32 protein-coding genes and 1 pseudogene are annotated in these 25,117 nt (G+C 40.1%); 18 read left to right on the top strand and 15 right to left on the bottom strand.

The genetic code is table 11. The annotated features are described in order from the left end of the window. Positions 1-347: 347 nt before the first annotated feature. Entirely contained in the window at positions 348-1,340 is a 993-nt protein-coding gene (locus LEP1GSC195_RS17855) for a hypothetical protein (protein ID WP_040507237.1), read from the top strand. Between the two features lie 332 nt (positions 1,341-1,672). On the opposite strand, the pseudogene cutA reads toward LEP1GSC195_RS17855, so the two are convergent. The 5 genes and pseudogenes from cutA to LEP1GSC195_RS17880 form a co-directional block, all read right to left on the bottom strand. Further along, positions 1,673-1,822 (bottom strand): annotated as a pseudogene (gene cutA / locus LEP1GSC195_RS17860) (divalent cation tolerance protein CutA); the annotation flags it as partial. A 31-nt stretch (positions 1,823-1,853) separates the two neighbouring features. After that, complete coding sequence (locus LEP1GSC195_RS17865) at positions 1,854-2,099, bottom strand: hypothetical protein (RefSeq protein WP_015682847.1); 246 nt, start codon at positions 2,097-2,099, stop codon at positions 1,854-1,856. Positions 2,100-2,103: 4 nt separating this feature from the next. Beyond that, positions 2,104-2,439, bottom strand: a complete 336-nt coding sequence (locus LEP1GSC195_RS17870; protein WP_015683047.1) for an LBF_4227 family protein — start codon at positions 2,437-2,439, stop codon at positions 2,104-2,106. Continuing rightward, complete coding sequence (locus tag LEP1GSC195_RS17875; protein ID WP_002979579.1) at positions 2,440-2,724, bottom strand: DUF883 family protein; 285 nt, start codon at positions 2,722-2,724, stop codon at positions 2,440-2,442. It abuts the gene before it with no gap. A 9-nt stretch (positions 2,725-2,733) separates the two neighbouring features. Next, positions 2,734-3,459, bottom strand: a complete 726-nt coding sequence (locus LEP1GSC195_RS17880) for a response regulator transcription factor (protein WP_002975764.1) — start codon at positions 3,457-3,459, stop codon at positions 2,734-2,736. 58 nt (positions 3,460-3,517) lie between these two features. Between LEP1GSC195_RS17880 and LEP1GSC195_RS17885 the strand changes: the two genes are divergently transcribed. After that, complete coding sequence (locus LEP1GSC195_RS17885; RefSeq protein WP_002975700.1) at positions 3,518-3,934, top strand: DUF4279 domain-containing protein; 417 nt, start codon at positions 3,518-3,520, stop codon at positions 3,932-3,934. Here the strand turns inward: LEP1GSC195_RS17885 and LEP1GSC195_RS17890 are convergent. After that, positions 3,903-4,262 carry a hypothetical protein gene (locus LEP1GSC195_RS17890; RefSeq protein ID WP_015683010.1) on the bottom strand — a complete coding sequence of 120 codons (360 nt, stop codon included), beginning with the start codon at positions 4,260-4,262 and terminating at the stop codon, positions 3,903-3,905. The two genes, LEP1GSC195_RS17885 and LEP1GSC195_RS17890, sit on opposite strands and share 32 nt — an antisense overlap. 12 nt (positions 4,263-4,274) lie before the next feature. Here LEP1GSC195_RS17890 and LEP1GSC195_RS17895 point away from each other — a divergent pair, with 12 nt between their 5' ends. Then, complete coding sequence (locus tag LEP1GSC195_RS17895; protein ID WP_015682933.1) at positions 4,275-5,246, top strand: amino acid--tRNA ligase-related protein; 972 nt, start codon at positions 4,275-4,277, stop codon at positions 5,244-5,246. 10 nt (positions 5,247-5,256) lie between these two features. Here the strand turns inward: LEP1GSC195_RS17895 and LEP1GSC195_RS17900 are convergent, their stop codons facing one another. Continuing rightward, positions 5,257-5,646, bottom strand: coding sequence for an LA_2478/LA_2722/LA_4182 family protein (locus LEP1GSC195_RS17900; protein ID WP_015682982.1), 390 nt, complete (start codon positions 5,644-5,646; stop codon positions 5,257-5,259). Positions 5,647-5,738: 92 nt separating this feature from the next. Between LEP1GSC195_RS17900 and LEP1GSC195_RS17905 the strand changes: the two genes are divergently transcribed. The 6 genes from LEP1GSC195_RS17905 to LEP1GSC195_RS17930 all read left to right on the top strand — a co-directional run bounded on the left by LEP1GSC195_RS17905 (position 5,739) and on the right by LEP1GSC195_RS17930 (position 9,362). Continuing rightward, the gene (locus LEP1GSC195_RS17905; protein WP_015682937.1) at positions 5,739-6,323 is read left to right on the top strand and encodes a DUF6935 domain-containing protein; all 585 of its coding nucleotides are present in this window, start codon (positions 5,739-5,741) and stop codon (positions 6,321-6,323) included. Next, positions 6,324-7,136 (top strand): ZIP family metal transporter, encoded by an 813-nt coding sequence (locus tag LEP1GSC195_RS17910; protein ID WP_015682869.1) that lies wholly within the window; start codon positions 6,324-6,326, stop codon positions 7,134-7,136. A 15-nt stretch (positions 7,137-7,151) separates the two neighbouring features. Beyond that, complete coding sequence (locus LEP1GSC195_RS17915) at positions 7,152-7,466, top strand: hypothetical protein (RefSeq protein ID WP_015683027.1); 315 nt, start codon at positions 7,152-7,154, stop codon at positions 7,464-7,466. 73 nt (positions 7,467-7,539) lie between these two features. Then, the gene (locus tag LEP1GSC195_RS17920) at positions 7,540-7,929 is read left to right on the top strand and encodes a hypothetical protein (RefSeq protein WP_015682945.1); all 390 of its coding nucleotides are present in this window, start codon (positions 7,540-7,542) and stop codon (positions 7,927-7,929) included. Beyond that, positions 7,926-8,318 carry a hypothetical protein gene (locus tag LEP1GSC195_RS17925; RefSeq protein ID WP_015682934.1) on the top strand — a complete coding sequence of 131 codons (393 nt, stop codon included), beginning with the start codon at positions 7,926-7,928 and terminating at the stop codon, positions 8,316-8,318. The genes LEP1GSC195_RS17920 and LEP1GSC195_RS17925 overlap by 4 nt, the downstream gene beginning before the upstream one ends. 54 nt (positions 8,319-8,372) lie before the next feature. Further along, positions 8,373-9,362 (top strand): BtrH N-terminal domain-containing protein, encoded by a 990-nt coding sequence (locus LEP1GSC195_RS17930; RefSeq protein WP_015682864.1) that lies wholly within the window; start codon positions 8,373-8,375, stop codon positions 9,360-9,362. 181 nt (positions 9,363-9,543) lie between these two features. On the opposite strand, the gene LEP1GSC195_RS17935 is transcribed toward LEP1GSC195_RS17930, so the two are convergent. After that, on the bottom strand, positions 9,544-11,295 hold the full coding sequence (locus LEP1GSC195_RS17935) for an alginate export family protein (protein WP_015683004.1): 1,752 nt from the start codon (positions 11,293-11,295) through the stop codon (positions 9,544-9,546). A gap of 494 nt (positions 11,296-11,789) precedes the next feature. On the opposite strand from LEP1GSC195_RS17935, the gene LEP1GSC195_RS17945 reads away from it, so the two are divergent. Beyond that, entirely contained in the window at positions 11,790-12,035 is a 246-nt protein-coding gene (locus LEP1GSC195_RS17945; protein ID WP_015682951.1) for a CopG family ribbon-helix-helix protein, read from the top strand. Next, positions 12,035-12,451, top strand: a complete 417-nt coding sequence (locus tag LEP1GSC195_RS17950) for a putative toxin-antitoxin system toxin component, PIN family (RefSeq protein WP_015683038.1) — start codon at positions 12,035-12,037, stop codon at positions 12,449-12,451. Before LEP1GSC195_RS17945 ends, LEP1GSC195_RS17950 begins: the two co-directional genes overlap by 1 nt. A gap of 224 nt (positions 12,452-12,675) precedes the next feature. On the opposite strand, the gene LEP1GSC195_RS17960 is transcribed toward LEP1GSC195_RS17950, so the two are convergent. Next, entirely contained in the window at positions 12,676-13,698 is a 1,023-nt protein-coding gene (locus LEP1GSC195_RS17960; protein ID WP_040507240.1) for a zinc-dependent alcohol dehydrogenase family protein, read from the bottom strand. A gap of 91 nt (positions 13,699-13,789) precedes the next feature. Here LEP1GSC195_RS17960 and LEP1GSC195_RS17965 point away from each other — a divergent pair, with 91 nt between their 5' ends. From LEP1GSC195_RS17965 to LEP1GSC195_RS17975, 3 genes are read left to right on the top strand one after another with little or no spacing between them, the layout of a single operon-like run. Continuing rightward, entirely contained in the window at positions 13,790-14,599 is an 810-nt protein-coding gene (locus LEP1GSC195_RS17965) for an SDR family NAD(P)-dependent oxidoreductase (protein ID WP_015682851.1), read from the top strand. A gap of 39 nt (positions 14,600-14,638) precedes the next feature. After that, positions 14,639-15,460 carry a DUF1295 domain-containing protein gene (locus tag LEP1GSC195_RS17970; protein WP_015682829.1) on the top strand — a complete coding sequence of 274 codons (822 nt, stop codon included), beginning with the start codon at positions 14,639-14,641 and terminating at the stop codon, positions 15,458-15,460. Positions 15,461-15,473: 13 nt separating this feature from the next. Continuing rightward, positions 15,474-16,544, top strand: a complete 1,071-nt coding sequence (locus LEP1GSC195_RS17975; protein ID WP_015682991.1) for an SAM-dependent methyltransferase — start codon at positions 15,474-15,476, stop codon at positions 16,542-16,544. Here LEP1GSC195_RS17975 and LEP1GSC195_RS17980 read toward each other — a convergent pair. Beyond that, on the bottom strand, positions 16,523-18,076 hold the full coding sequence (locus LEP1GSC195_RS17980; protein ID WP_015682967.1) for a DEAD/DEAH box helicase: 1,554 nt from the start codon (positions 18,074-18,076) through the stop codon (positions 16,523-16,525). The two genes, LEP1GSC195_RS17975 and LEP1GSC195_RS17980, sit on opposite strands and share 22 nt — an antisense overlap. 59 nt (positions 18,077-18,135) lie before the next feature. Beyond that, positions 18,136-19,797: a hybrid sensor histidine kinase/response regulator gene (locus tag LEP1GSC195_RS17985; protein ID WP_040507252.1), complete on the bottom strand. Its 1,662-nt coding sequence runs from the start codon at positions 19,795-19,797 to the stop codon at positions 18,136-18,138. Between the two features lie 73 nt (positions 19,798-19,870). On the opposite strand from LEP1GSC195_RS17985, the gene msrB reads away from it, so the two are divergent. Then, on the top strand, positions 19,871-20,416 hold the full coding sequence (gene msrB, locus LEP1GSC195_RS17990) for a peptide-methionine (R)-S-oxide reductase MsrB (protein ID WP_015682924.1): 546 nt from the start codon (positions 19,871-19,873) through the stop codon (positions 20,414-20,416). Between the two features lie 16 nt (positions 20,417-20,432). Here the strand turns inward: msrB and LEP1GSC195_RS17995 are convergent, their stop codons facing one another. The 4 genes from LEP1GSC195_RS17995 to LEP1GSC195_RS18010 all read right to left on the bottom strand — a co-directional run bounded on the left by LEP1GSC195_RS17995 (position 20,433) and on the right by LEP1GSC195_RS18010 (position 23,118). Further along, a complete protein-coding gene (locus tag LEP1GSC195_RS17995; RefSeq protein WP_015682850.1) occupies positions 20,433-21,218 on the bottom strand; it encodes a hypothetical protein in 786 nt (261 codons plus the stop codon). Positions 21,219-21,221: 3 nt separating this feature from the next. Then, positions 21,222-21,428: a hypothetical protein gene (locus LEP1GSC195_RS18000; RefSeq protein ID WP_002975617.1), complete on the bottom strand. Its 207-nt coding sequence runs from the start codon at positions 21,426-21,428 to the stop codon at positions 21,222-21,224. A gap of 87 nt (positions 21,429-21,515) precedes the next feature. After that, positions 21,516-22,070, bottom strand: coding sequence for a hypothetical protein (locus tag LEP1GSC195_RS18005; protein ID WP_015682868.1), 555 nt, complete (start codon positions 22,068-22,070; stop codon positions 21,516-21,518). Further along, positions 22,054-23,118 (bottom strand): KamA family radical SAM protein, encoded by a 1,065-nt coding sequence (locus tag LEP1GSC195_RS18010; protein WP_015682915.1) that lies wholly within the window; start codon positions 23,116-23,118, stop codon positions 22,054-22,056. Before LEP1GSC195_RS18010 ends, LEP1GSC195_RS18005 begins: the two co-directional genes overlap by 17 nt. Before the next feature lie 68 nt (positions 23,119-23,186). On the opposite strand from LEP1GSC195_RS18010, the gene efp reads away from it, so the two are divergent. Genes efp through LEP1GSC195_RS18025 form a run of 3 tightly spaced genes read left to right on the top strand, consistent with a single transcriptional unit; the run spans position 23,187 to position 25,113 of the window. Continuing rightward, positions 23,187-23,753: an elongation factor P gene (efp, locus tag LEP1GSC195_RS18015; protein WP_015682970.1), complete on the top strand. Its 567-nt coding sequence runs from the start codon at positions 23,187-23,189 to the stop codon at positions 23,751-23,753. 2 nt (positions 23,754-23,755) lie between these two features. Next, positions 23,756-24,376 (top strand): methylthioribulose 1-phosphate dehydratase, encoded by a 621-nt coding sequence (gene mtnB / locus LEP1GSC195_RS18020; protein WP_015682998.1) that lies wholly within the window; start codon positions 23,756-23,758, stop codon positions 24,374-24,376. Further along, positions 24,373-25,113 carry an SDR family oxidoreductase gene (locus tag LEP1GSC195_RS18025; RefSeq protein WP_040507241.1) on the top strand — a complete coding sequence of 247 codons (741 nt, stop codon included), beginning with the start codon at positions 24,373-24,375 and terminating at the stop codon, positions 25,111-25,113. The genes mtnB and LEP1GSC195_RS18025 overlap by 4 nt, the downstream gene beginning before the upstream one ends. Positions 25,114-25,117: the final 4 nt, after the last annotated feature.

Raw genomic sequence — 25,117 nt, forward strand, 5'->3', positions numbered from 1 at the left:
TTCTTAGCTAACCTTTAGCTATTGAAAATATAATTTCCATTTCTTCGTGGAATGTGGTCTATTGTGAATCATTCAAACTGCAATGTGCCAATAGTTACTTATGCGAATCCTATAAAGATAAGAAGCCCATGGGCTCCTAAAAGCCGTTGCGGATGTATGATTATTTGAATGTAGGTATTTGATTTTGTGAATTGATATGGTTTTCTGCTTAAAAAAAAATCTTATGTTAAAAAAGTTCTTCAATGCATTTTAGACCTATGTTGAAACTCTGTTTGCTGATCTTTTTGCTAAATTGCTGGATCATTAGTGTGGAAGGGAGCATATACATCCCGTTTGACAAATATTATGTGTCAATTCAGAACCAAGTAGTTGTAGTCAAAAGGACAAAAATCAATCCAGGTTTGATCAACCGACTAACAGGTGATTTCGATACTAAAGAAGATTTTTTTATAGTAGGGAAAGATCATAAACTAATCTATATCGGTGAGTATGATGGAGTATCGGCTGGACTATCTAAAAGTGGGAGCCACTTATTATTAGTAAATGATAAGACATTAATAATTTCCGACGGATGCAGGATTCATGTTATTGGAGAAAAAGAGGAATTAAATTATAACAATTTGGACACTAAAAATTGTTCAGAAGAGAAAGGAGAGGAATATTATGGCGTCTTCGCTGGTTCTGCAACTAATCTTTTTATCTTACGCTATGGTAGAATTGGACTTGAAAAAAGGGGATATGGTGGAGAATTACTCAAAGTAGATAGAAAAGGATTTATTCTCAATAAATTCAAGATGGATTCGAATGCTTCGCTTCAAATATTCTTTGATGGTGAAAGAATACTTGTTTCAAATAAAAATAAAAACAACTGCCTTGATGAAAATTTAAATTTAATCCAACGATTTAATTCTAATATCGAGTGGAATGTTGGCTTTTTGAGCGACAAATTTTTTTTTGGAATGAAACAATACTCTAATAGAGCTTTTATTTGGCAAAAAGACAAAGGGAGTTGTTTTAAAGAATATTCAGTTTTAGAAGATAAAGAATCTATCAAAGATGACCTATTGGTTCAAGTGAACAATTTTAATGATGGCCGGTTTTTCTATTTCCTGATTCGCTCTGAAAATCTATGCTATGCAGATTACTCCAGAATACCTATTGAGAAGAACTGTTTTTCAATCGGAGATCATGTAGATTATCTTCGAAAAGAAGACGAAAATATTTATGAAGCTGTAAAATATAGAGACTTATATTTTGGGTACCAATCTTTGAAATTCCGAATTAATAAGAATAATGAAGTAGAAATACTTCAGGATTGGGAATCAAAAAATTTTAAGTAAAAATAGTTGAACTTCGCAAAAAATATAATAGTGAACAAAATATTTGTTAAGTTAGACACAAGTTACAGAAAGAATAACTTTGAATACAAAAGCTAACATGTGAACCATTGATTTCACGTTCAAAACAGATGATTTGCTCTAGAAGTCAGTTTTTTATAGATGATGAAAGCTAAGGAATCCGTAATTCAATTTCCAACAACACATCAACGTTTTCTAAAGCTTATCCACAAACAAATTCCCGCGCCACCGATCGACCGAGCGTCCGCGTCGAGGGAGAGCGGGATCGATTAATCAATAAAACAATCTCCACCAAATAGTTCGAGGCGCCCAACTTAGCTATTTTTTTTAATCTTATCTTCCACAAACGCTTTGTAGGCGGGGCTTCCGAAACTTACATCCATACGAATGATTTCAGGTGCAATGTAAGGATGACGTTTCATAATATATTCTTCGGTCGCATTGTACTTGTCAGCTTTTTGTTTTTACAAGTATCGGCTTTTGGTAGGAAAACCCTTATTCCTTGGGAGATTTGTTTTGTAGGTAAGTTTGGATTCCTTCTCTTACTTGGTCTACCATGCCCGACTCGCGAACGGAACGAACCACTCGTTGCCAGAATTTGATTTTTCCTTCAAACTCATTCCAACCAAGTTGTAAGTCCATTCGTTTGATTTTTAATAACATTCGTAATTCGGTAAGTGACATGTCTTTGGGATCTTTGTCTAAATACCGTTCATGGTCTGTTAGGGGGTTGAAGCGCATTGGGTTATTTTTTTCGAAGCACTAAAGATAAAAACAAAATGGCAAAAACTAAAAATCCCAATCCTGTTCCGAAGCTGGCAAGGATCGGATCCCCATTGGAGAGAAATTTTTGAATACTTAAATACACTCCATAGGAGATGTAAATGAGGCCTAAGAAGATAAGGAAAATAGAAGTGAAAACCCAAACCGAAGAGAGGACCAAATTTTTAATATAAACTTGGAGATTCTTCTGAATGTAAATTGTCATCACTTCCACATAAGAAGCAACTTTTGCGACTAAGTCTTCGAAGGCGGCCTTGATTCCGCCTTTTTTACGATGTTTTGATTCTTTATGTTCCAATTATTTCTTCTTAAACACCCAACCAAGAGCAAGACCAAGTCCAAGCCCCACACCAAATCCAATCACGGCAGCTTTTTGTGGATGTTCTTTTACATAAGTTCCCACAGTATCAATCACTTCTTTTGCTTTGATAGAAGCCTCTTCGCTGGCTTTACCTAACTTTTGTTTGATGTCGCTTACTTGTTCCATATACTTCTCCTTGGCTCTTTGTTCAATTTCTTTGGCTTTTTTCTCATACAACTTAATTTCATCGATGAGGGATTTGTCTTTTTTCACTTCTTCCATATCGGTTACTTAATCGGGAACCACAATGTTCTCAAAGTTATCAGTGAAACGATATCCGATTCCCCAAATGGTTTCGATCCATTCTGGTTGTGCGGAGTTTTTTTCTAGTTTGGAGCGAATGCGTTTGATATGACTGTCAATCATCCTTTCGAAACCATCCCATTCCACACCCCAAACCGATTCCAAAATCATTTCACGAGAAAAAACTTTTCCGGGAGAACCGGCTAACAGTTGTAAGATGTCAAATTCTTTTCTAGAAATGTTGATTATGTTTTCGTTGAGAGTGACTCGTCTACGGATGGAATCAATTTTAAGAGCACCACGAATGATTTCTCCGGCTTGTCCCACATTGGGTTTGATCCCAATTTTTTTATCCCATCTACGAAAGAAAACATCCACTCGGGTTTTTAGTTCGCGCACCGAAAATGGTTTTGTGATGTAATCATCAGCACCTAACTCAAGTCCCATGATGCGATCAATTTCCTCAGTCCTTGCGGAAAGAATAAAAATTGGCGTACTTTCATCGGCCTTTCTGATGCTACGGCAAATTTCCATACCATCAATGTCCGGGAGAGAGAGATCCAGAATCACTAAATCAGGATGATTGGACTTGTAAAATTTCAAACCTTCTTCGCCATTTTCAAAAACGGAGGTTGTGTAGTGAGCAGAATCGAGAGATTTCCGGATTAGGTTGCCGATATCCGGATCGTCCTCAATTACCAAAATATTTTTCATGTTTTTCCCTTGAGTTCTTTCTCAATTTGGTTCTTGTAGTAGAAAAAAAAAGTAAAAAATGGAATCGGGAACACAAAGAGAAGCAAAATCGTGGGCAATGTTTGCCATCACAGGACCAAGGCTTAGGCCTCTGGAAGTGACGGAAAAACTAGGCATCCAACCGGACTATTATCACGGTGCGGATGTAAAAGACATCGAAAATATGACAATTCCGAGTCATTGGCAGCTCAATTCCAAACTGGGACCGGAATTCCCGTTACTCGATCATATTTGGGATCTGCTTAAAACCTTAGCACCTGTTCGCAAAGACTTAAAAGAATTCACAGAAAGTTATGAATCTACCATCTATGCGTCGGTGGAGTTTGCCTCTGAGTTCACAAAAGGTGTGGTTCTCGACAAAAGGACTATGCTTTTGTTAGGTGAGATGGGCGTGAATTTGGAAATTATCCCCTGGAATCTCGATGAGACTCCCTAAGGATGGCAGGACTTGGAAAAACGAGCCTGATGAGGTCAAATCGTTTTAAATACATATAACTAGAGATAGGGAGACCGAGGAGCACAAGGACTCTTTTTTTCAATCGCAGGTCACGCGCCATATTTAAGAGTTTGGTGAGGAGAGTGACAGGAAGGTAAGGTAGGTTCGAAAGATCCATTTGGATATGGGATCTTGTTTGGAAGAACAACATGTGCATCACAGAATCCATTTCTTCTTCCAGTTCGTTGTGAACGGTTTTAGACAAAATGACAATTTCATACGCATTCTGAACTTCGCGCACATTCAAGTATTTTGTTTTTTTTGCCATTGGAGGTAATGTATGGTCTCACTCTCAAAAGATACACTCATTTTTCGTTCCAAAGTCATCCGAAAGGTTCGTGAGATTTTATGGCGGGATGGATTTCTGGAAGTGGATACTCCTACTTTAAAGCCCATTGTAGGGATGGAACCTTATTTGGATCCTTTTGAAGTGCGCTCTCCCAATGGACGTGAAAAAGGATACCTCATCACTTCTCCTGAATACAGTCTGAAACAGATGATGGCAAAAGGGATGACTCGGATCTTTGAATTGGCCCATACCTACAGGTCAGGCGAAATGGGAAGTGAGTTTCATTCCAAAGAGTTTCTGATGTTAGAACTTTATGCAAAAGGAATGAATGATAGTTCCTTACGTCATTATATGGAAACTTTTTTACGAGAATTGATCCGCAATTTCGGAACCGAAGAGGAAAATAAAAAAACCTCCCTCCCAGATTGGATCCGTCATCTCTCTGTAGAAGAGGCCTTTGTACAAAATGTCGGACATGGATTTTCTCGCGCTGATTTGTTGGAAACGATTGAAAACAGAAAACTATCTAATTCTAGTTTGGCAGAACTCGGAACTTGGCAGTATGAAGATCTTTTCTTTTTGGTATTCTTAAACTTGGTGGAACCAAAGTTAGGGGAAGGAATTGTTTTTTTATATGATTATCCGCAAGAATGCGCGGCCCTGGCTCGAGTGGTAGGTGGGGTTGCTAAACGATTTGAAATTTATTGGGACGGGTTGGAGCTAGCCAATGCCTTCTATGAGTTAAGTGATGCAAAAGAGCAACGAAAACGATTTAGAGAAGAACGGGAATTACGGGCCAAGTTAGGAAAAGAAGTATTTGCCATGGATGAGGAATTTCTTCGTTGTTTGGAAAATGGATTCCCCGAATGTGCAGGGATCTCGATTGGAATGGATCGGTTACTTTTGAAATTATCAGGGAAACACGGGCTAGGTGAGATTAGCCCGTATTGGATGGAAGTTTAGAGAAGAAGGATTAGTCTTCTGATTGGAATTTTTCGCAAGACTCAGGAACTTTCCCATCTTCGAAATCAGCACAAGAGAAGGCCGCCATTTCTTTGGCACATTTTTTCATGTCTTCCAAATCTTCTTTGGTCAGTTTTTTGGTAGGTTTGTCATTTGCTGGTTTTTGGCCTTCCACTACATAGTTTTTGTAGCGTGCTTCACAGACATTCCCATTCACAAACTGAGACTCGACCATTTTCCTTTGGTCTGCGGGAAGGTCTTTCAGTTTTTCTTTCATACACTCAGAAGTTTTGGCACACATTTTTTTGGAAAGGCTTTGAAACTCTTTTGCATCCTTTAATGACTGTGAGGTGAGAAGGCATGGAATAAAAAAGAGAGAAACGAGAAATATTTTTTTCATACAAAAAGATTACAGATCACCGTCTTTTGGTAAAGAAAAAAATGAAGAAAAAGGATTGAAACCAAATCATAATGATTCTAGGATTCTCGACCATGAAAACATTCACTAGTTTGTTAGTCTTTTGTTTCTCCTTACCGCTTGTGGCACAAAACTTGACAGGAAGAAATCCAGTAAACATTTCTTCCGAACCTACCACCATTGAAGAATTCAAATCATTACAATCAAATCTTGCAGCCACACCAGAAGGAGGAGCTGCGATCCTTGTACTTGCGATTTCTCTTTATGGCAAAAACCAAGACTTGGGTAGAAAGGCAGTCACTTTATCTGTCCTCTCCAAAAACAGACAAAAGTCTACCAAACCAACGGCAGTGGATGGAGTTGATTTAGGAGGGAGTGATCTGTATCTTCTTGGACAACTGGATAAATACAAAATGTTATCTAATGGATATTGGAAAGGGGCAGAACCTTCGAATGGATACACACCGAGTTTGCCTTTAACTGTTGAAACTTATACAAACCCGTATTCGGGAGATGAGTCCACAGGCAAATTGAAACTTTTTGTGGCCACTCGGGGGGCTTCCAGTTTTCGACCAGTGTCTGTAGAAAAAGATACTGATGGTCTTTGGCGTGCCAAAGAAATGAGTTCTCTTTTTGTCGGAATGATGCCAGCCAAATAAATGTTAGATTCTATTATGTTATGGCATCCAGTGGTTTTGGCTCTCCTTGCCACTGGGTTCACTTGGTTTTGTACTGCTTTTGGTGCTGGTTTTGTATTTTTCTTTCGCACCGTACCAAGGCCCGTCTTCAATGCAATGTTAGGGTTTGCCTCCGGCATTATGATTGCTGCCAGTTTTTGGTCATTGTTATTACCCTCTATCGAGCTTTCAGAAAATGCTGGGAATCCTGCTTGGCTCCATTCTAGTTTTGGGTTTTTATCGGGTGGACTCAGTCTTTATGTTCTGCATAAACTCCTTCCTCATTTGCACGTAGGTTTGGAAGAAAACCATTTGGAAGGAGGGAAGTCTTCCTTTCAGCGGAGTTTACTTTTGATTCTTGCCATCACACTACACAACATTCCGGAAGGTTTGGCGGTAGGTGTCGCCTTTGGGGCGCTTGGCGACGGATTTACCTATGAAGCGCTGATGGCGGCGGCGGTTGTTGCTTTCGGAATTGGAATCCAAAATATACCAGAGGGGGCAGCAGTTTCCATTCCATTGTTACGTGAAGGTTTTAGTGCGCGGAAGAGCTTTTGGTATGGACAACTCTCTGGATTTGTAGAACCAATCGGTGGTCTTCTTGGAGCTGCCCTTGTTTTTTATGTGGAAAGTATACTTCCCTTTGCATTATCTTTTGCCGCAGGAGCCATGATCTTTGTAGTTGTAGAAGAGTTGATTCCCGAATCTCATACAGGCAAAGAAACCGAAATGTCAACCCTCGGTGCCATGTTTGGATTTGTTCTTATGATGGCACTGGACGTGGGGCTTGGCTGAAGTTTCAGAAGAACCATGACTCCAAATTATTTTCTTACTAAAAGTTTATTGTATGAATGGATTCCTGATTTCGAACTTAATGTTTATGATCTTTCCGACCTAGTGGTTTTGGATCAAGGATTAGAGAAAGAATGCAAAGCAATAGGAGAGCAGTTTCATACTTTTTTAGCTATTTATAAAAAAGGAACCATCGCAAAACCGAAAGGGTTATGTACAACCTTCAAATATGCAATTTTAGATTCTAAGGCATTGGATCTTTGCCAAAAGTTTGAGGAAAAATTAGGTGGAAATATTCTTGTTGCATATGCAAAACCATTAGAACGTTGGTAATATGACTGCTGTCATTCGGTAGTTTGTTGAATTTGGATGCGCTGCTCTTTTTGCCTCCAAGTTAAGAGGAGATATGAAAAAATTTTTTTTATTTAGTTTAAGTTTTCTTTTGTTCCATTGTGCTAACACTTCCTATTTCCAAACATGGGGTAAACACAAAGTTCGATTGAACGGATATACAACGGCTGAAGGGTATACTGTTGCAGATTCTTTTGATTTAACCTATACACGAGTTTATCTTTTTTGGGGTTTATCCAACATTAGAGACAAAGCACTGGATGAACTGTTAGCAGAGGTTTATCTCAAACATCCCAATGCTCAAATTGGGGATTTAAAAATTACAGAAGAATACGAATTTTGGGATGGAGTATTTGACATGATCACCTTTGGAATAGTAAGGCCTTATACACTCAATCTAAAGGGGAATATATATGCGATGACAAACGGAGGTATTTCCAAATGAAATTTTTGCAACCATTCCTAATTCTTGTCAGTGTTTTGTTTTTAAGCCATTGCGCTTCCTATCAATATGAACTTGTTGATACAAAAATCCCTATCAGTTTTTCTAACGAACTAGGAAGTAATGAGAAGTATAGGCATTTCATTATCGAAACAAAACTTTCTTGGTGGCTGTTTGACACACTTCCTATCGAAACCTTGAATCTGGATGATATTTTTCAAAGGCAACTTCCTTATGCAAAGAAGATTGTAAATCTTCGGATTTATTCGAAAGAGAATGCCGTTGATTCCTTGATCAGAACTTTGACTACCGGAGCACAATTGCTTTTTGTATCAAACCGAGCTTTATATTCTCAAAGGACTATTATCATTGAAGGTTTGGTTGTAGAATAGGGAATTTGATTTGTTATATGTATGATGATTCTATGAGTTTGTTGGTTAATATATATGATTTTATCTAAAATTTCTCCTTTTCTGGGAGCCCACTGTGAAACCACAGCCACAGGAACACTTTTAAAACATATTGGAATGAATTTGTCGGAGCCTATGTTATTTGGGCTTGGGGAAGGCCTCAGTTTTATCTTTTGGAATATGAAAACAATGGATTTCCCTTTCATCGGTGGAAGGATCAAACCTGATCAACTAACGGAAAATATATGTAAAAATCTAAATCTGAAATTAGAAATTCAGGAAACCGCTTCTAAAACGAAGGCTTGGTCGTCGGTCTGCGATTTAATTGATAGGGGAACTCCGGTTGGTTTGAAATTAGATTCTTTTTATTTAGAATATTTTTCCAAACCATTTCACTTTGCTGGTCACTATGTTGCCCTTTACGGTTATGATGAATTAAATGCTTATTTGGTTGATACCAAACAGCAAGGAACCAAAGCGCAAACTTCTCTAAAGAGTTTGGAGTTGGCAAGAAGTGAAAAAGGCCCTATGGCTTCCAAAAATCTTTTTTATACGATTGAAGCAGGGAAAAAAACACCAGAGCTCTCAAAGATAGTGAGAGTGGCTGCAAAAAACAATGCTCGGGAATATTTGCACCCACCTATCACGAATGTTTCCTATAAGGGTATCAAAAAACTAGCTTCACAGTTAGAAAAATGGTTTCATTCTTCTTCTGATCCCAAGAGAGATTTTGCAACCACAGCCATGATGATGGAAAAGGCCGGTACGGGCGGTGCTATTTTTCGAAACTTATATCGAGACTTTTTGTTAGAAGCTTATGAGATCACGAAAGACCCGATCTTTCAAAATGCTCATAAACAATTCAAAGAAATTGCAAGTCACTGGACAGAAATTGCATCCTTGTTTGAGTCTTTGGGTAAGACGGGTGAAGATCGTCGACTGCCTCAGATAAAAAGTCTTTTGAATCGAATTTCGGATTTAGAATATGAGGCGATGGCCGGACTATTGAAATTGAAAGTTGGATGAGAGGCAGAATCCATTCTCCTGCCAGCGATTGCAGCGGAAATCCTTTCACGAAAGTGAAAGATTGGAGCGTAAAGCGCGGTCGCGTGATGAAATCCATTTTTAATTTAGCTAACATTTGCGAGGCGCCAAAATATTTCGACACCTTACTTTGATAGGTAAATGAGATCTTTTTTCCCAAAAATTAAAACTGAGCAGTCACCATTAAATAGGCAAACTGTGCATTTTTGGAAAATTGATTGGTATAAACTTGGGAGTTGATCGTGCGATCGTTTACGCGATTTTGGATGGCATCCCCGGCAAATAACATACTATACCCGCATTCTAAAATTAAGTTTTTGTAAGGCATATTGTATTTGAAATCGATCTCCCGAAACAAACTTCTCCCGAGCATAGAAACTGGCCTGTTGTCACCAGCTCCTTTTTCTGTCAGAACTTGGCTTGAATCATAACTGTTATTCGTGATCGATTCTGTGCTCGCTCCCGTTTTGGCAACACCTGCGACATCATACCAACTATCTTGAAGTTTGTGTTTTTCAATGGCAAAGTAATCAACACGGAAATTTCCATAAGTCCCTAAGTTGTAAGTGGCGTTTACTGATTTCGATTTCATATTGACCCAGCTTACTTGGTCTGCCATCCCATAAAATAAATGGTTGGTATGAAATAAGTTTTGGAAACTGGCAATGGATCCGTCCGTTCTATTGGGATCTCCACTTCCGATATCGTAAGCTACACCTAATCTAAGTTTTTCGATTGTATATCCCACGTCGGCCCCAAAGGCAAAGGTTTTGTACTTTTCCTTTTCTGAATACAGGTTGTGGTTGTAAGTCCCATTGGTTAAAGGGTCGGTCAAGGTGACTTCGGTTCTTTGATTGTCCCATCTGGGTCTGATGGATTTACCAGTGGTTCCTGTTTGCACTGCATATTCGAAAGAATAGTCCAAAGCTTGGAGTGCTTTTTTATTGGCCTGTGTTCTGTTGGTAATACGGATGCCATAAGTATGTAAGATATCCCATCTACTAGCCCTGGAGGCAGGATTTCCCGTTTCTCCTGTGGTGAGGATGAGCGATTGATTGGCCCGCAAGTATTCCTTTTGTAAACCTAAGTAATACAAATCAATATGAAAATAATCAGAGGGTTTTAAAGTATTATAAAATCCTGTAAAGTAAGAATCACCTAACTCTTGTCTTTGGGCATCTGGTTTTAGAGTGCATGCTTTGGTTCCGTTATAAGGACAATCTAGGTAAGGACTATATTGGTTTTTAACGCCAAAGGAGGTAGTGTTCCCGGCGATATCAGAGTGACGTTCACTCACGGAGGTGACAAAGATATGAGAAGAGATGTATTTATCATCCCATTTTAATCTTAGTCCATCAAAACTTCGGCCTATATTGGTCCAATCCAAAGATCCCACCAAACGTTCGTCACCGTATCGCAGAATTTGACGACCTGCTTGAATATGAAAGGGAAGATTGAAGTTGTTTTTTACTTCGATATAGGCTTCACGAACATCTGTACTTTGTCTGGTCCCATCATTGGCGGTGGAAAGCCCTGTGAGTGATCCTTTTTCTGCTCCCCAAAGCCTTGCATCCTGGAAAGTGATTTTAGCGATCACATCTTTGGTAAATTCTTTTTGAATCCAAAATTGGATCTTCTGTCCTGTAAAATCCACATTGTCGTTTGTGTTGCGATTGAAATCTAAGTTATACTTCAGTTCTGGACGAACCCGCACAAGGGCACCTGCCGTAAATCCATCCGACCAAGTTGGTGGTGGAGGTAGTTTCTGCGGTTCTTGTGTGGGAGGGGGAGTGGAACTAGGATTTACGGCCTGGTTCTGATTGGTTGGATTTTCAGGAACCGCCGTTTGTCCTAGGAGTTCATAACCAATGACCAAATAGAATAAGATAAAAATCGGTAATCTTCGCTTCTGCATTTTCTAAAAGACCGGTTTTGCGGTCTTCTCCTATGAGATTTCGAAATGCAAGAATCGTACGTTTTGAGTAAAAATAGCTAAAATATTTACGAATTGTCTAAAATATGCTACAAACTGTATCTTTTGCGGGATATGCGAAAAGTGACACGATTGTTTGCGATTCAACATTCGGTTCGTTATTTAAGGGGATTGTTTTTGATTTGAGTGATTTGCGTAAAGAACGTACGGTTTGAGTTGTGGGGAGTGGCGTTAATTGCAATGCATATAGCGCGAGGAAGTAAGGTGATAAACGCAATGCGGATAACCGCTAAATTTTCTGCGTTTATCCGTTATTCGATTAAACCCCTTTGTAGGTTAGTTAGTTGTAACGCGAATATATCCCAAACTATGCCAACATTGGGTGGAAGAATCACCGCATTCGTGCGGCGTTTAACAGAAATTCCTAGAAATATACAATTTGACAAATATACAAATCTTGTATATCTTGGAAAATTATGAATCAGACTGTTAATATCTCATTCGAAAAAGCTCTTTTAAAAGAAATTGATAAAATTGCAAAAAGAGAACACAGATCTAGATCCGAATTGATTCGTGAAGCGGCAAGGACTTATATTGAAAAAAAATCCAAGTGGCAGGCTATCTTCGATTTTACTTCAAAAACTATAGAGAAATCGAATCTTACAGAAGCTGACATTTTTGAGGAAATTAAAACAGTTAGAAGAAATAAAAAAGCTTCTTAATGTTTAAAGTTCTTTTAGATACTAACATTTATATTTCTGCAATTTTATTCAATGGAAAACCTAGATTGGTTTTTCAAGATTTACTCGATGATATTTTCATTGGATATATTTCGAATGAAATTCTGAATGAATTAGAAGAAACGTTAGCTAAACCTAAATTCAAGCTACCTTATGACTTCATTCAATTTACAATTGCAGAAATCAGAAACGCTACCACTATAATTAAGAACAAACCACTTAAAGATTATTTAAATTTAAGAGATAGAGACGATTTTCATATTCTTGAAACTGCATTCTCAGCAAATGTAGATTTTTTAATCTCAGGTGATAAAGATCTTCTAACTTTAAAAAAAATCAAGGGCTTAAAAATTATTACTCCTGATGAATACTTAAGAATTAAAGAAGATATGAGCTAAGATTTCGACATCCTTTTCTCTCTCCGCAACATCGCATATCAGAGACATACCTTTTGGGATTTTTCTTTGCTTTACATCCCCCGCGCCAGCGACTGCAGCGAAAATCCTTTCCGTAGGAAAGATTGTAGCGTAAAGCGCGGTCGGTTGTAGATTGAAATGATGGCCAGCAAACAAATACGAGGCGCTCAAGTTCTAAAAAATATTAGTGGATCTTAAACAGAACTTCACCCCCAGCTTACCACCACTTTCCCAAAATGTTTCCCTGTTTGTAAATACTGCAGGGCTTCGGGGACTTCGTTCCAACCGTACACTTTGTCCACAACGGGTTTGATTTTGTTTTGTTCGATGGCCCGGTTCATTTTTACGAAGTCAGCTCGGCTTCCCACAATCACTCCTTGGACTTTCACACCTTGCATAAGGATGGGGTAAAGGGAAAGAGTTGATTCCCCTCCAGCGAGGACACCAATGAGAGCAATGGTTCCGTAAGGTTTCACGCTCATCATAGATTTTGGCATAGTGCCAGCACCACCCACTTCGATGATAAGGTCAGCTCCCGCCATTTTGGTATGTTTGCGAACATCTCGTTCCCAATTGTTTTTTGTGGAATAGTTGATGGTTTCATCGGCACCAAGTGATTTCGCGCGAGCTAGTTTTTCATCACTGGAAGAGGTGATGATGACTCGGGCACCCATCATTTTTGCAAATTGTAAAGCGAAAAGGGAAACTCCGCCGGTTCCAAGGCAAAGTACGTCAGCCCCAGGTTCAATCCCACCAAAACTGACAACGGCATTGTAAGCAGTAAGGCCAGCACATCCTAAGGTAGCGGCTTCTGCATCCGTTAGGTGACTTGGCGTGGCGACAAGCCCTTCTTCAGAAAACTTTCCATACTCCGCCAAACATCCGTCATTTGGCCCACCGAGGGTAGAACGAAGGTTGTCCATATTGGGAGCACCATCCATCCATTTTTGGGCAAAAATGGGTAGGACTCGGTCTCCTTTTTTCCAGAGAGTGACCTCGGATCCTACAGCTTCGACAACACCCGCTCCATCCGAACAAGGGATGAGGGGAAGTTTTTGACGGGGATTGTAAGTTCCAATCACCATTAAATAATCACGATAATTTAGTGAAGTCGCTGTTAGGCGAACGAGGACTTCTTTGGGGTTCAGTGATTCAGAAAGATCCCTTGTCGATTGTTTTAGATTTTCTAGTCCAAAAGATCCTTGAATTTCCCATACTTTGTTTAACATAATTCCTCTATCGTTTAAAATCAAAATTCACTCGTCAGATCCTCGGGTCTCCTTATCCTTTGTCGAGTGGGAATAGAGGATAGAGGCAGTTATGAAAAAAGATTTTTGGAACGATAGGGTGGTAGTGATCACCGGTGCCTCCAGCGGGATTGGGAAAGCCTTGTATGAAGAACTCGCTGTTTTTCCTTGTGAACTTGTGCTTCTGGCAAGACGGGCCGCAGAAATTGAGGAACCCAAAAACAAACACGAGAGGGTGGTCATTCACCGTGTGACTTGCGACCTCTCTGACCCCACTTCTGTTTTAGATGCTGTGGAGTGGATCCAAAAGAAAGTTTCTAAAATCGATGTTTTGTTTAATAATGCAGGGATCACTGCCCATGGTCGGTTCGATTCTCTTTCTTTGGATGTTTACCGCAAAACCTTTGCCACCAATTTCTTTGGACCAATCCAACTGGTTCGGGGACTTCTTCCACTTCTTCTTCTTGCCAAAGGCAATATTGTGACTACTTCTACTGTCTCTGCTTTGTATGGAGTGCCTGGCCGGGCAGCTTATTCGGCATCCAAGTCTGCCTTACATGCAGCACTCGAATCGCTTCGGATTGAAACAAGGGAGGAAGGCCTTGGTGTTTCTTTAGTCTGTGTTCCGTATACAGACACGGCCCTTCGCACTTCAGGCCTAGATGCCGAAGGGGGAACACTTTCCGAAGCTCCCGCCAAAGGAAAACGAAAGACGGCAAAGGAAGTGGCCCATGTTTTAATGTCAGTTGCCAAGGACAAAGAGGCAAGGCTTGTGACATTCAACCTGTCTGGTAAATTTTTGGAATGGATGAGATTTTTCTCTCCCAAGTTTTTAGAAAAAATTCTCTATAAAAAACTTTACGAAGACTTCAAATCGCACTGAAAGTCGTCTAAACCAAGGCATAGGGAGAGAAACTATCCTTTGGACAATTTATTTTTTTCTTATTTAGCGGCTGTTATATTTACATTTTTGTTTATGAGTCTGATGTGGTTTTGGGGAAAGTCCAGAGACAACTACGCAGTCATTGATGTAGGTTGGGGACTTGTGATTGCTGGAATCGCCAGTATCCTTGTTTATTTTGGACGAGGGAATGTTTTTGCGAAATTTTCGGTTTTGATTCCTGTTTGGATTTGGGCCCTTCGTTTGTCCGGCTTTCTTTTTTGGACTCGCATCCGTACGAACCATCCAGAAGACAAACGTTACGCTGGATTTCGAAAGGACTACGGTACCAAAGTCCACCAAAAGATGTTTACCAATGTATTTCTTTTGCAAGGTTTTTTAGCACTTTTACTTTCATTCCCGTTTTATTTTGCCGCCCAGTGGAATCTATTTCCCAATTCTGGGGTTATGGGACCTAACGGATATTTGATGGTTCTACTCGGTTGGGTTTTGTTTGTTGTGGGAGTGGTTGGAGAAACGATTTCTGACCGGGATCTCCATAGGTTTGTAGCGGAACCAGCAAACAAAGGTAAGGTTTGTAATGTAGGCCTTTGGAAATATTCGCGCCACCCCAATTACTTTTTTGAATGGATCATTTGGGTGGGGATTGGAATCATTCCGGTTCTTTCTTCTCCTGAAGCAATTTTTTCTTTATTCACACCACTCTTTATGTTTGTGTTATTACGATTTGTATCGGGTGTTCCCTTTGCAGAAAAATACTCACTCCTTTCCAAAGGAGATGCGTTTCGTGAATACCAACAGACCACCAATGCATTTTTTCCCTGGTTTTCAAAACAAAAATAATAAAGGATAAAACATGAATTTCAATGATTCTCCCTCGAAAAAAGAGGGCTCGGCTTTTAACATCAATTCACTTTTAGAGAAAGATATTTTCCCGGATTGGCTCATTCGGTTTCGTATCCGTCAACTTTTAAATCTACGGATCAAACAAGAGAGAAAAGAAAGTGTTACGGCCCAACTCCAACACAAAATGAACTATGTGAATGAGTTAAAAAAATCTCCGATTGCGGTTCATACGGAAGCTGCAAACGAACAACATTACGAAGTTCCGAGTGATTTTTTTACTTATGTGATGGGACCTAGGATGAAATATTCCTCTGGATACTGGCCATCACTCGATACAAGTTTTGCTGAATCCGAAGAAGAAATGCTTCGAATCACTGTGGAACGAGCAGAGATCAAAAATGGAATGAAGGTTTTGGACTTAGGATGCGGATGGGGAAGTATCTCTCTCTATATTGCCGAACATTTTCCTAAATCGAAAGTCACAGGTGTTTCCAATTCTAAAACACAAAAAGAATTTATCGACAAACGCGCTAAAGAACGTGGGTTAAAAAATCTTACCATCATTACCAAAGACATGAACGATTTTACTACGAAGGATAAATTTGATCGGATTGTTTCTGTTGAGATGTTAGAGCACATGAAAAACTATGAGAAACTTTTTGAAAAGCTATCGAAGTTTCTAGTAGCGGATGGAAAGTTTTTTATTCATATCTTCACTCATAAGGAGTTTGCTTATCCGTTTGAAGTCATCGATGAAACGGACTTCATGGCGAAATACTTCTTTACCGGGGGGCAGATGCCTTCGGATGATTTGTTTTTGTATTTCCAGAAGGATTTTTTAATCGAAAATCACTGGGTTGTGAATGGAACACATTATGCGAGAACGAGTGAGGCTTGGTATGATAATATGATACTAAACAAGGATAAACTTCTGCCTATCCTTGCGAGTACTTACGGCGAAAAAGAAAAAACCAAATGGTTTGTTTATTGGAAAGTTTTCTTTCTCGCCTGTGCTGAGTTATGGGACTATCGAAACGGTGAGGAGTGGTTTGTTAGCCACTACTTACTTCGAAAACGCTGAGTTTTTTTCCCAGCCGCTTTTACAAACACTCCACCTTCTTTTTTAGAAGGGGGAGCACTGCTGCGACGAGTATCTCCACCGCGTTCACTTCTTTCACTGTTGGATCTTCCGCCACGGTATCCACCGCGACTTCCGCCACCCGATCCTCCGCCTTCACGTCGTCTTCCACCAGATCCACCACCAGGAGGAGTTTCACTCCATTCCCCAGGTGTTTTACCGATTTTTTCCGGTCCGCTGATTTTGGTTTGATCAAGCATATTTGAAAGAAGTTTCAAAGATAAAGAACGTTTGTCGTCCAACTTCAAAAGTTTTTCTAAAACTTCTTCTGCATCCGCATGAATTTCTGTTTCCACCACTTTGTTTAGGAAGTCTTCTTCTCTTCTTGCGAGTACTTCTTTTTTCGTAGGAAGAGCTGCAATGGTGAGATTGGTTCCAGAGGTTCCTTTCAATCGGAGAAGGGCACGAGATTCTCTTGTGGTTACAAGAGTTACCGCTTTTCCCGATTTTCCGGCACGACCTGTACGACCAATTCTATGTGTATAACTTTCGCTATCAAAAGGAAGATGGTAGTTGATTACGAGGGACAAATCTTTTACGTCAAGACCACGTGCGGCAACATCGGTTGCTACAAGGATTTTTACGCGCCCATCATGTAGGCTTTTTAAAACTTGTTCTCTTTGTTTTTGATTTAAATCTCCGTGGAGAGCTTCAACGGGATAACCTTTGAAACTAAGTGTTGATTTAAGATCATCTGCTTCTTTTTTAGTTTTTGTGAAAATGATTGCCTTAAAAGGGTTTTCATAATCCAAAATTCGTACGACAGAAATTTCTCGTTCTGCTTCATCAATCACGTAGTACACTTGTTCGATGTTCTTAGACGATTTTTCTGTTGCTGCAATTTTTACAAGTGCAGGGTGCGTTTGGTACTTACTTGCCAACTTCTTAATGGGCTCCGGCATAGTAGCGGAGAAGAGTAAGGTTTGTCTTTTGGTTGGCAGTAGATTAAAAATGGATTCAATATCGTCCATAAAGCCCATGTCGAGCATTTCATCTGCTTCATCCAATATCACCATTGAAGGTTTGAAATTTTTAAGTTCCTTTCCTTTCAATAGATCGAGAAGTCTTCCTGGAGTTGCAACAGCAACTTGGGCACCTTTGGCCACTTGTGTAATTTGTTTAGAATAGGAACTTCCGCCATAGATAGTGGTGGTTTTGATTCCTAAATGTTTTCCCAATTTAAACAGTTCATCTGATACTTGCAGTGCAAGTTCGCGAGTTGGTGTGAGGACAAGCACTTGCATGCCATCGTTCACATTGATTTTGTTCAAACAGGGGAGTCCGTAAGCGGCAGTTTTTCCGGTACCGGTCTGCGCTTGTGCGATTAAATCTTTTCCTTCCAATACGAGCGGAATCGCTTGTTTTTGGATAGGGCTTGGTAGTTCAAAGCCTGCATCAGTGATTCCTTGTAGTATTTCAGGACGTAATCCGAAGGATTGGAAGTCATTTCCAACTTCGGTGTCATTCTTAGTCATGGAAATAGGATACAATAAAAAAACGGCCTAAAAAAGAAAGGTAAAAATACCTAAATGTCTTAGGTTCCCTTTTCTGCGATTTCCTTCAGGTGTAGGTAGAGTTCTTCTTTCTGGTAGGGTTTGGGCATAAAATAGTCAAATCCCGAGGTCAGAATATGGGTTTTCTCCTCAGGCATGCAGAGGCCGGTACAGGCGAAGAGGACGGGCCGGCGGGATTTTTCACTAAAACCCTTCGCAATTTCTGTTCCATTTTTACCGGGCATTTCAATGTCCAAAAAGGCAATATCGTAAGGAGATTCGTGTAATTCCTTTTCCGCGTCAGTTCCATTACTAGTTTCTACAATTTCAAAACGTAAGGGTTTTAAATAACTACGAAGGACTTTTCGGTTGAGATCATTGTCATCGGCAATGAGAACTCTTTGTGGTCTGGAAAAACTAGGCAAGTGGGATTGGGGTTTAATGTTTGAGTCGGTTGTCCCAGACTTCCCTTCCTCTGTTTTCCAAAGGATTGGAATTTTTACTTTAAATGTAGACCCTTCACCTAACTTAGATTCAACCTCCACCATTCCGCCCATTTCTTCTAACGAAAGTTTAACGATAGATAGGCCAAGTCCAGAACCAGGGATCCCGCACCCTTCGGGAACAAATTGATTGTATTTTTGAAAGAGCCTGTCTTTCACTTCAGGAGAAATTCCGGGACCTGTATCTTTCACTTCAATCTGTAAAATTCCTTCCCCTTTTGTTTTGGTTTCTAACTGAACTGAACAAGTGATAGTTCCTTTGGTTGTGAATTTTACGGCGTTGGCAATTAAGTTCCAAAATATCTTTTCGATTTTTCTTTTGTCTGAATGAAGGAATACATTTTTGTTTACTCCACTATCTAGTTTGAATTCTATTTTTTTCCGTTTGGTTTCTGCCTGAAAAAAGGAATTCAAGATATGTAAACATTCATAAAGCTCAAACCATTCATTTTTTAATACACTTGCGTTTTCTTCCAATCGAGAAATTTCTATGGTATCATTGACCAAATGTAAGATCACTTCTCCGGCATTTCGTATATGGTCCACATAACTGAGAACTGTTGGATTTAAATCAGTTTCTCGAATCATTTCGGACATACCAAGAAGGGAATTTAAGGGATTACGAATGTCGTGGCTGATCGCAGCGATAAAATCTCTTTTTGCTGCTGAGGCCTTTTCTGCGGCCAATTTTTCAATTTCCAATCGTTCTGTTGCCTTTCGCATTTGTAACAAACGAATGGTTTGTTTGGCAAGCAACTGCAACATCTGCATTTGTTCTTTGTTTAGTTCTCTTGGTTTGTTATCGATGACACAAAGTGTTCCCAACTTGATTTCGTCGTCTAGGGCAAGAGGAATCCCCGCATAAAAAATAACATTGGGTGCTTCCTCGACTAAAGGGTTGTTTTTAAAACGGATGTCTTCTTTTGCGTTGGGGACAACAAAGACTTCATCCCCCAAAATAGCATGGGAACAAAAAGCAAGAGACCTGGGAGTTTCACGGTCTTCGAGTCCATGGTGGGATTTGAACCATTGTCTAGTTTCGTCGATGAGACTCACAAGAGAGATCGGAACATCACAAATCAGAGAAGCCATTTTTGTAATTTCATCGAACATTTCCTCTTCGGGAGTGTCGAGGATTTCGAGCCCTTTTAAGGCCGAAAGACGTGCAGCCTCATTTTTCGGTAAAGGAGCAATCAACATACGAAGTTTAGACGAAAGCAAATTTGCCTAAAGGAAAGCAAAATTTTCGCTTTTCCCACCAGTCTAAATCGTTATGAAACGAACTGGATCCCTGACTTCTATTTCCTTCCTTTTGGTGTTTTGTTTGCTTTTGATTACTTCCTGTTCCGAATCTTCTTCCCACTTTCCGAAAAAATCCGAGAATCTGGAACTGCGAAAAAAACTCACCGATCTGCAATACCGTGTCACCCAAGAGGACGAAACAGAACCACCATTCCAAAATGAATATTGGGACAACCATGACGAGGGGATCTATGTAGATATAGTTTCCAAAGAGGCTTTATTTAGTTCGAAGGACAAATTTGAATCGGGGACGGGATGGCCTAGTTTTACAAAACCACTGGTAAAAACCAATGTGATAGAAATAGAAGATCGTTCTTACGGCATGAGTCGGACAGAGGTACGTTCGAAACAAGCGAACTCGCATTTAGGCCATGTGTTTGATGATGGGCCAGAGCCGACAAACAAACGCTATTGTATGAATTCGGCCTCAATGGAGTTTATCCCTAAATCAAAATTGAAAGAAAGAGGTTATGGAAATTTCCTTACCGAATTTTCGGAATCAGATAAAAATAAATAACTCTTTTAGGTTTTTTTTAAGCCCAAAGATTCATCATAAACTCTTCGTCGTTACGTAGCGAGATGAGTTTGTATTTGGTTTCGTGGATGTCTTCACGAGAGACTTCCCGTTTCCAACGGATGTCCACTTTTAGTTTGCGAACTCGCGTCTGTAGTTCCAAAAGTTCCCAAACCGAATCTTCCATTTCCTTTCTATAAAGATTGGTAAAAAGTGGTGCCACTTGGTCGGGGGTATCCATCTTTAAAAGTTCCACGTGGGTTAGGTCATGGATGTTTTGTAAAGCCCAGATATGCAGAGTGAGTGTGGTAATTCTTTCTAATTGAGAGATCTCATCCTTTGTGTTTCTTGTGACTTGTTGTTTGAAAAAACGAATTCTCTTTTCCAAATATTGGATGAGGTCTGATTTTGGAATTTCTCTTTGTTTCCATTTGTCCCAATCGGTTTTTAGGTCTTCAAAGAGTCCTTCACCGAAAAACACAGAAGAGGCTTCCATCAGTTGTAGGCTCCCCGGTTCTGAAATTTTTAATCTATGACGAAGTGAGTCTGCATCTCCAGCAATCATATTCACGGGAGCCACATCTTCCAACTTTTGTAAGGCACGAGAAATGGAATCAATGAATTGCGATTTCATTTGGTCGGTGGAATGAGCCACTAAATAAAAATTGAGATCGGACTCCGAATGAAAGTCACCACGTTCCCGAGATCCATAAAAAAGAATTTGGTAGGGTTTCGTCGACGGGATGAGTTCTAATTCATCCAAAACTTGTGCGTAGAGATTAGGGTTTAGTGCTTCAAATTCCATTGTTTATTCAAAGTATAATTTCATACGGGATAGGTTTTCTAAAATGGCTTTGAAGGCACGATCACGTTCTTCTTGGCCAGGAAAAGGAAGAGATTTTACATTATTGAGATCTTGGTAAATGATTTCAATGGAAGGTTGGTTGGGATTTTTTTTGATTGAGGCAACGTAATCCAAATTGATAACTTCCGATTCACCGAGTTTTAACCACATAGAATTTCTCCTCAAAGCCTAACGGCCACTCCCTATTTGCCTAATCTTTTTTTCTAAAAAAACAGGCTTTGTTAGAAATCTGGAAGCCTAGTAGAGATCCAAAGATTGTTGGACCATCTGGTGGAGGTCTTTTGCCAGTTCTTTGGGACCAGTGGTATGGGAAGTGACCGTCTCAAAAACGAGTAAAAACCCATTATGAATCCCTTCCCAACGAGCATAGAGTTGGGAATCGGGGAGTGTAAAAACAAGAACACTGCATTTTTTGGATCCCCAGACAAAATAGGATACATCCGGGTTTTGGATTTCGTCTTTATAGAAGTAGGGAAACTGGGATTGGTTCTCTCTGTCGGTGGAGGATAACCTGAGCCACTGGATTTTCCCATCCGAATCCAAACGGATTTCATAACTATTCCCTGTTCCAAAAATAGAACCAGATTTAATTAACTCAAAGTTATCTTTTGCCACCCAGACTGCATGGTAGGTTAGGCGTAGTTCTTTGGTTAGGTGGTGTTTCTTTGATTCCGAATTGGAATTCTGCGGGAGAGTCTCTTGTTTTTTTTCTAGAGGGGTTTCCTTTACGGACTGACAAGCAGCCATTTGGGTTAGGATAAAAATAGAAATTAATTTAATGCCCCACTTCATATTCATCTCCTAAATAGTTTTGAAATAGATACCCATCTTTTGTTTTCTTTTGTAAATAATTCGGAGAGAGGAGAACCTTTCCACCACCACCCGTAAGGTCTTTTACATAATTGGGGATTGTGATTCCAGAATGGAAACCGCGAAGTTTGCGATAAATTTCAATCCCTCGTTCAATGGGTACAACAAAGTCGGAGCTTCCAAACACTTCATCACATTGGTGGAGGTAATAAGGTTTGATCCCGATAGAGATTAATTTGTAATTCAGTTCGGACAAAATCTTTTCATCATCATTGATTCCGGAAAGTAAAACCGATTGGTTGAAAACGGATACATGCCCCTCCTTGATCAGTCGCATAACATAAGTTTTGGTTTCTTCTGTGATTTCATTCGGATGGTTAAAATGAGTGACCATATACAAAGGAAAATACTTTGCAAAAATTGACGCAAGATCCTGAGTAAGCCGCATTGGCATAGTGACTGGGTGGCGGGAGTGAATCCGCACTTGGTTGATATGAGGGATGGATTTTAATTCCCCTAAAAGGTAATCAATCGAAGAGTCAGAAAGGGTGAGTGGGTCCCCACCGGACAAAATGATCTCTCGAAGTTCTGTATGAGAGCGAAAGTAATCTAAAGCCTTTTCCCACTCGTTACGATTGGGTGTTTCTTCTGGATCAGATACCTTTCGTTTCCTTGTACAAAACCGGCAATATACGGCACATACATGAGAAATGTACCAAATGGCACGATCGGGATAACGATGGGTCACACCTTTTACCGGCATGTATCGTTCTTCTGCTAGGGGATCTTCGACTTCATTGGGTTTTTTGGTAAGTTCGCCTGCCCTCGGGAGGATTTGTTTGCGAATGGGGCAGTTCGGATTTTCTTTGTCGATCCTTTCTAAATAGTAAGGAGTGACGGCAAAACTAAATTCTTCTAGTGCAGGTGTAAAACTCGCCCTCTCTTCGGGAGTGAGAGTCAGTTTTTCTTCCAAATCCTTAAGAGTAGTGATTCGGTTTTGTAATTGCCATTTCCAATCCGACCAAGTCATCGCTTATGACCATACTTCGGTTGACACAGGGCCAAGTCCCTCGGATTTTGTTTACGAGTAACGAAATTATGAACTTAGGCATTACAGAAGTAAAAAAAGGAATGATTCTCAAGATTGAGAATGAGCTTTATTCCGTCGTCAAAACCGAGTTTGTGAATCCTGGAAAGGGTTCTGCATTCATCCGTACCAAACTTAAAAATATTGTCCGCGATTCTTCTATTGAAAGAACCTTCAAAGCTGCAGAAAAATTGGAAAGTGTGGATTTAGAACGCCGTAAAATGCAGTATTGTTATGCTGACGGTGACCAAATCATTTTTATGGATGTCAACGATTACGAACAGATCCCAGTATCTAAAGATTATGTGGAAGATATCCTTCCTTTTATGAAAGAAGAAACAGCGGTGGAAGTTTCGTTTTACAATGACAAACCCATTGGAGTCACACCTCCTAACTTTGCTGTGTTGGAAGTTACCTATGCAGAAGATGGTTTGAAAGGGGACACAACAGGTCTTGCACTCAAACGAGTGACTGTAGAAACTGGAGGAGAAGTCCAAGTTCCTATTTTTATCAGACAAGGGGACACTGTAAAAATTGACCTCCGAGATTTGAGTTATGTGGAGCGAGTGAACAAATAGATTTGGACCCTCACCCCTCACTTCACGAACTTACCAAACTTTCCCATACCTATTATGAAAGGCAGTGGATGTATGCCACTGCTGGAAATCTCTCCGCAAGAGAGGGTGATGTGTTTTGGATCACTGCTTCTGGAAAACACAAAGGGGAACTAAACGAAGAAGATTTTGTTTGTGTTTCTGTAGCTGACGGGTCTTTGGTTTCTGCCCGTGATGGTTTGAAGCCTTCTGCGGAAACTAGCATCCATCAGGTGGTCTACTCTCAGCTCTCTGATGTCGGTGCGGCCCTTCATGTCCATACTTTAGATTCCAACTTACTTGAGTTTGGTGTTGGTAAAGAAGAGGGGTTTCGTGATTTTCCGCTTCCACCGATAGAAATCATCAAGGCCTTCGGAATTTGGGAAGAAAAACCAAATCTAACTTTTCCTGTTTTTTATAATCATACTCATGTTCCGAGCATTGCATCGGAAATCAAACGCTATATAGAAACTAAAGGCAAACCCCAAGTTCCTTTTTTACTGATCGAAGGCCATGGTCCTACGGTTTGGGGAAAGTCGGTGGCAGAAGCCAATAAACATTTGGAAGCAGTCCATTTTCTTTTGCAAGTGATGGCCAGACGTATATGAAGGACGGGACCCATGTGTATATTTTTGGAATTGGTTCCGGAATTGGACAAGGGCTCCACAAACGTTTTTTAGAGGACAACTCTGTATCGCTCTTTGGATTTTCTAGAAAGGGAGAAGAGACTCTCGTATCCTTTCCTGGCAAAGAAAGAGGAAGTTTTGTTTTTGATGCTAAAAAAGGAAATGATCTGGTAACCTTCCAAACATCACTCGCCTCTAAATATGGATTCCAAACCAAGGTACCATCGCCAATTCCTTCTCTGAAAAACACAGACCTTCTCGTTTACTTTGCCTTGGGGGATGGGGTGTTTGGACCCGTTGCCGATCTGGAAGAGGCCGATTTAAAATCCCATTTTGATCTGAATGTGCATTCTCTCATTTTACTTTCGAAAGCATTCGCTCCGCTTTTAGCTTCTTTTCGCAGTTCTACCTTTGTGTTTTTGGGATCCACTGCCGGAAAACAAGGATTTCCTGAATCGGTAGCCTATTGTGCTTCCAAACATGCGGTTTTGGGAATCGCACGAGCACTCCGAGAAGAGTGGAAACCGTTCGGGACCAAGGTGGTGCATGTCAGTCTTGGGGCCGTGGCCACAGAAATTTGGGACACTAGACCCCAGTTTGACAAGAATGATATGGTTACAATTTCGGACATTTCCGAGTATTTGTGGAGTATTTCCCACTTGCCTAAATCTATCTTTGTAGATGACTTATCCATTACCCCAAAAAAAGGAATCTTATAGTTCC

This window comes from Leptospira wolbachii serovar Codice str. CDC (assembly GCF_000332515.2).
Classification (GTDB): Bacteria; Spirochaetota; Leptospiria; order Leptospirales; family Leptospiraceae; genus Leptospira_A; species Leptospira_A wolbachii.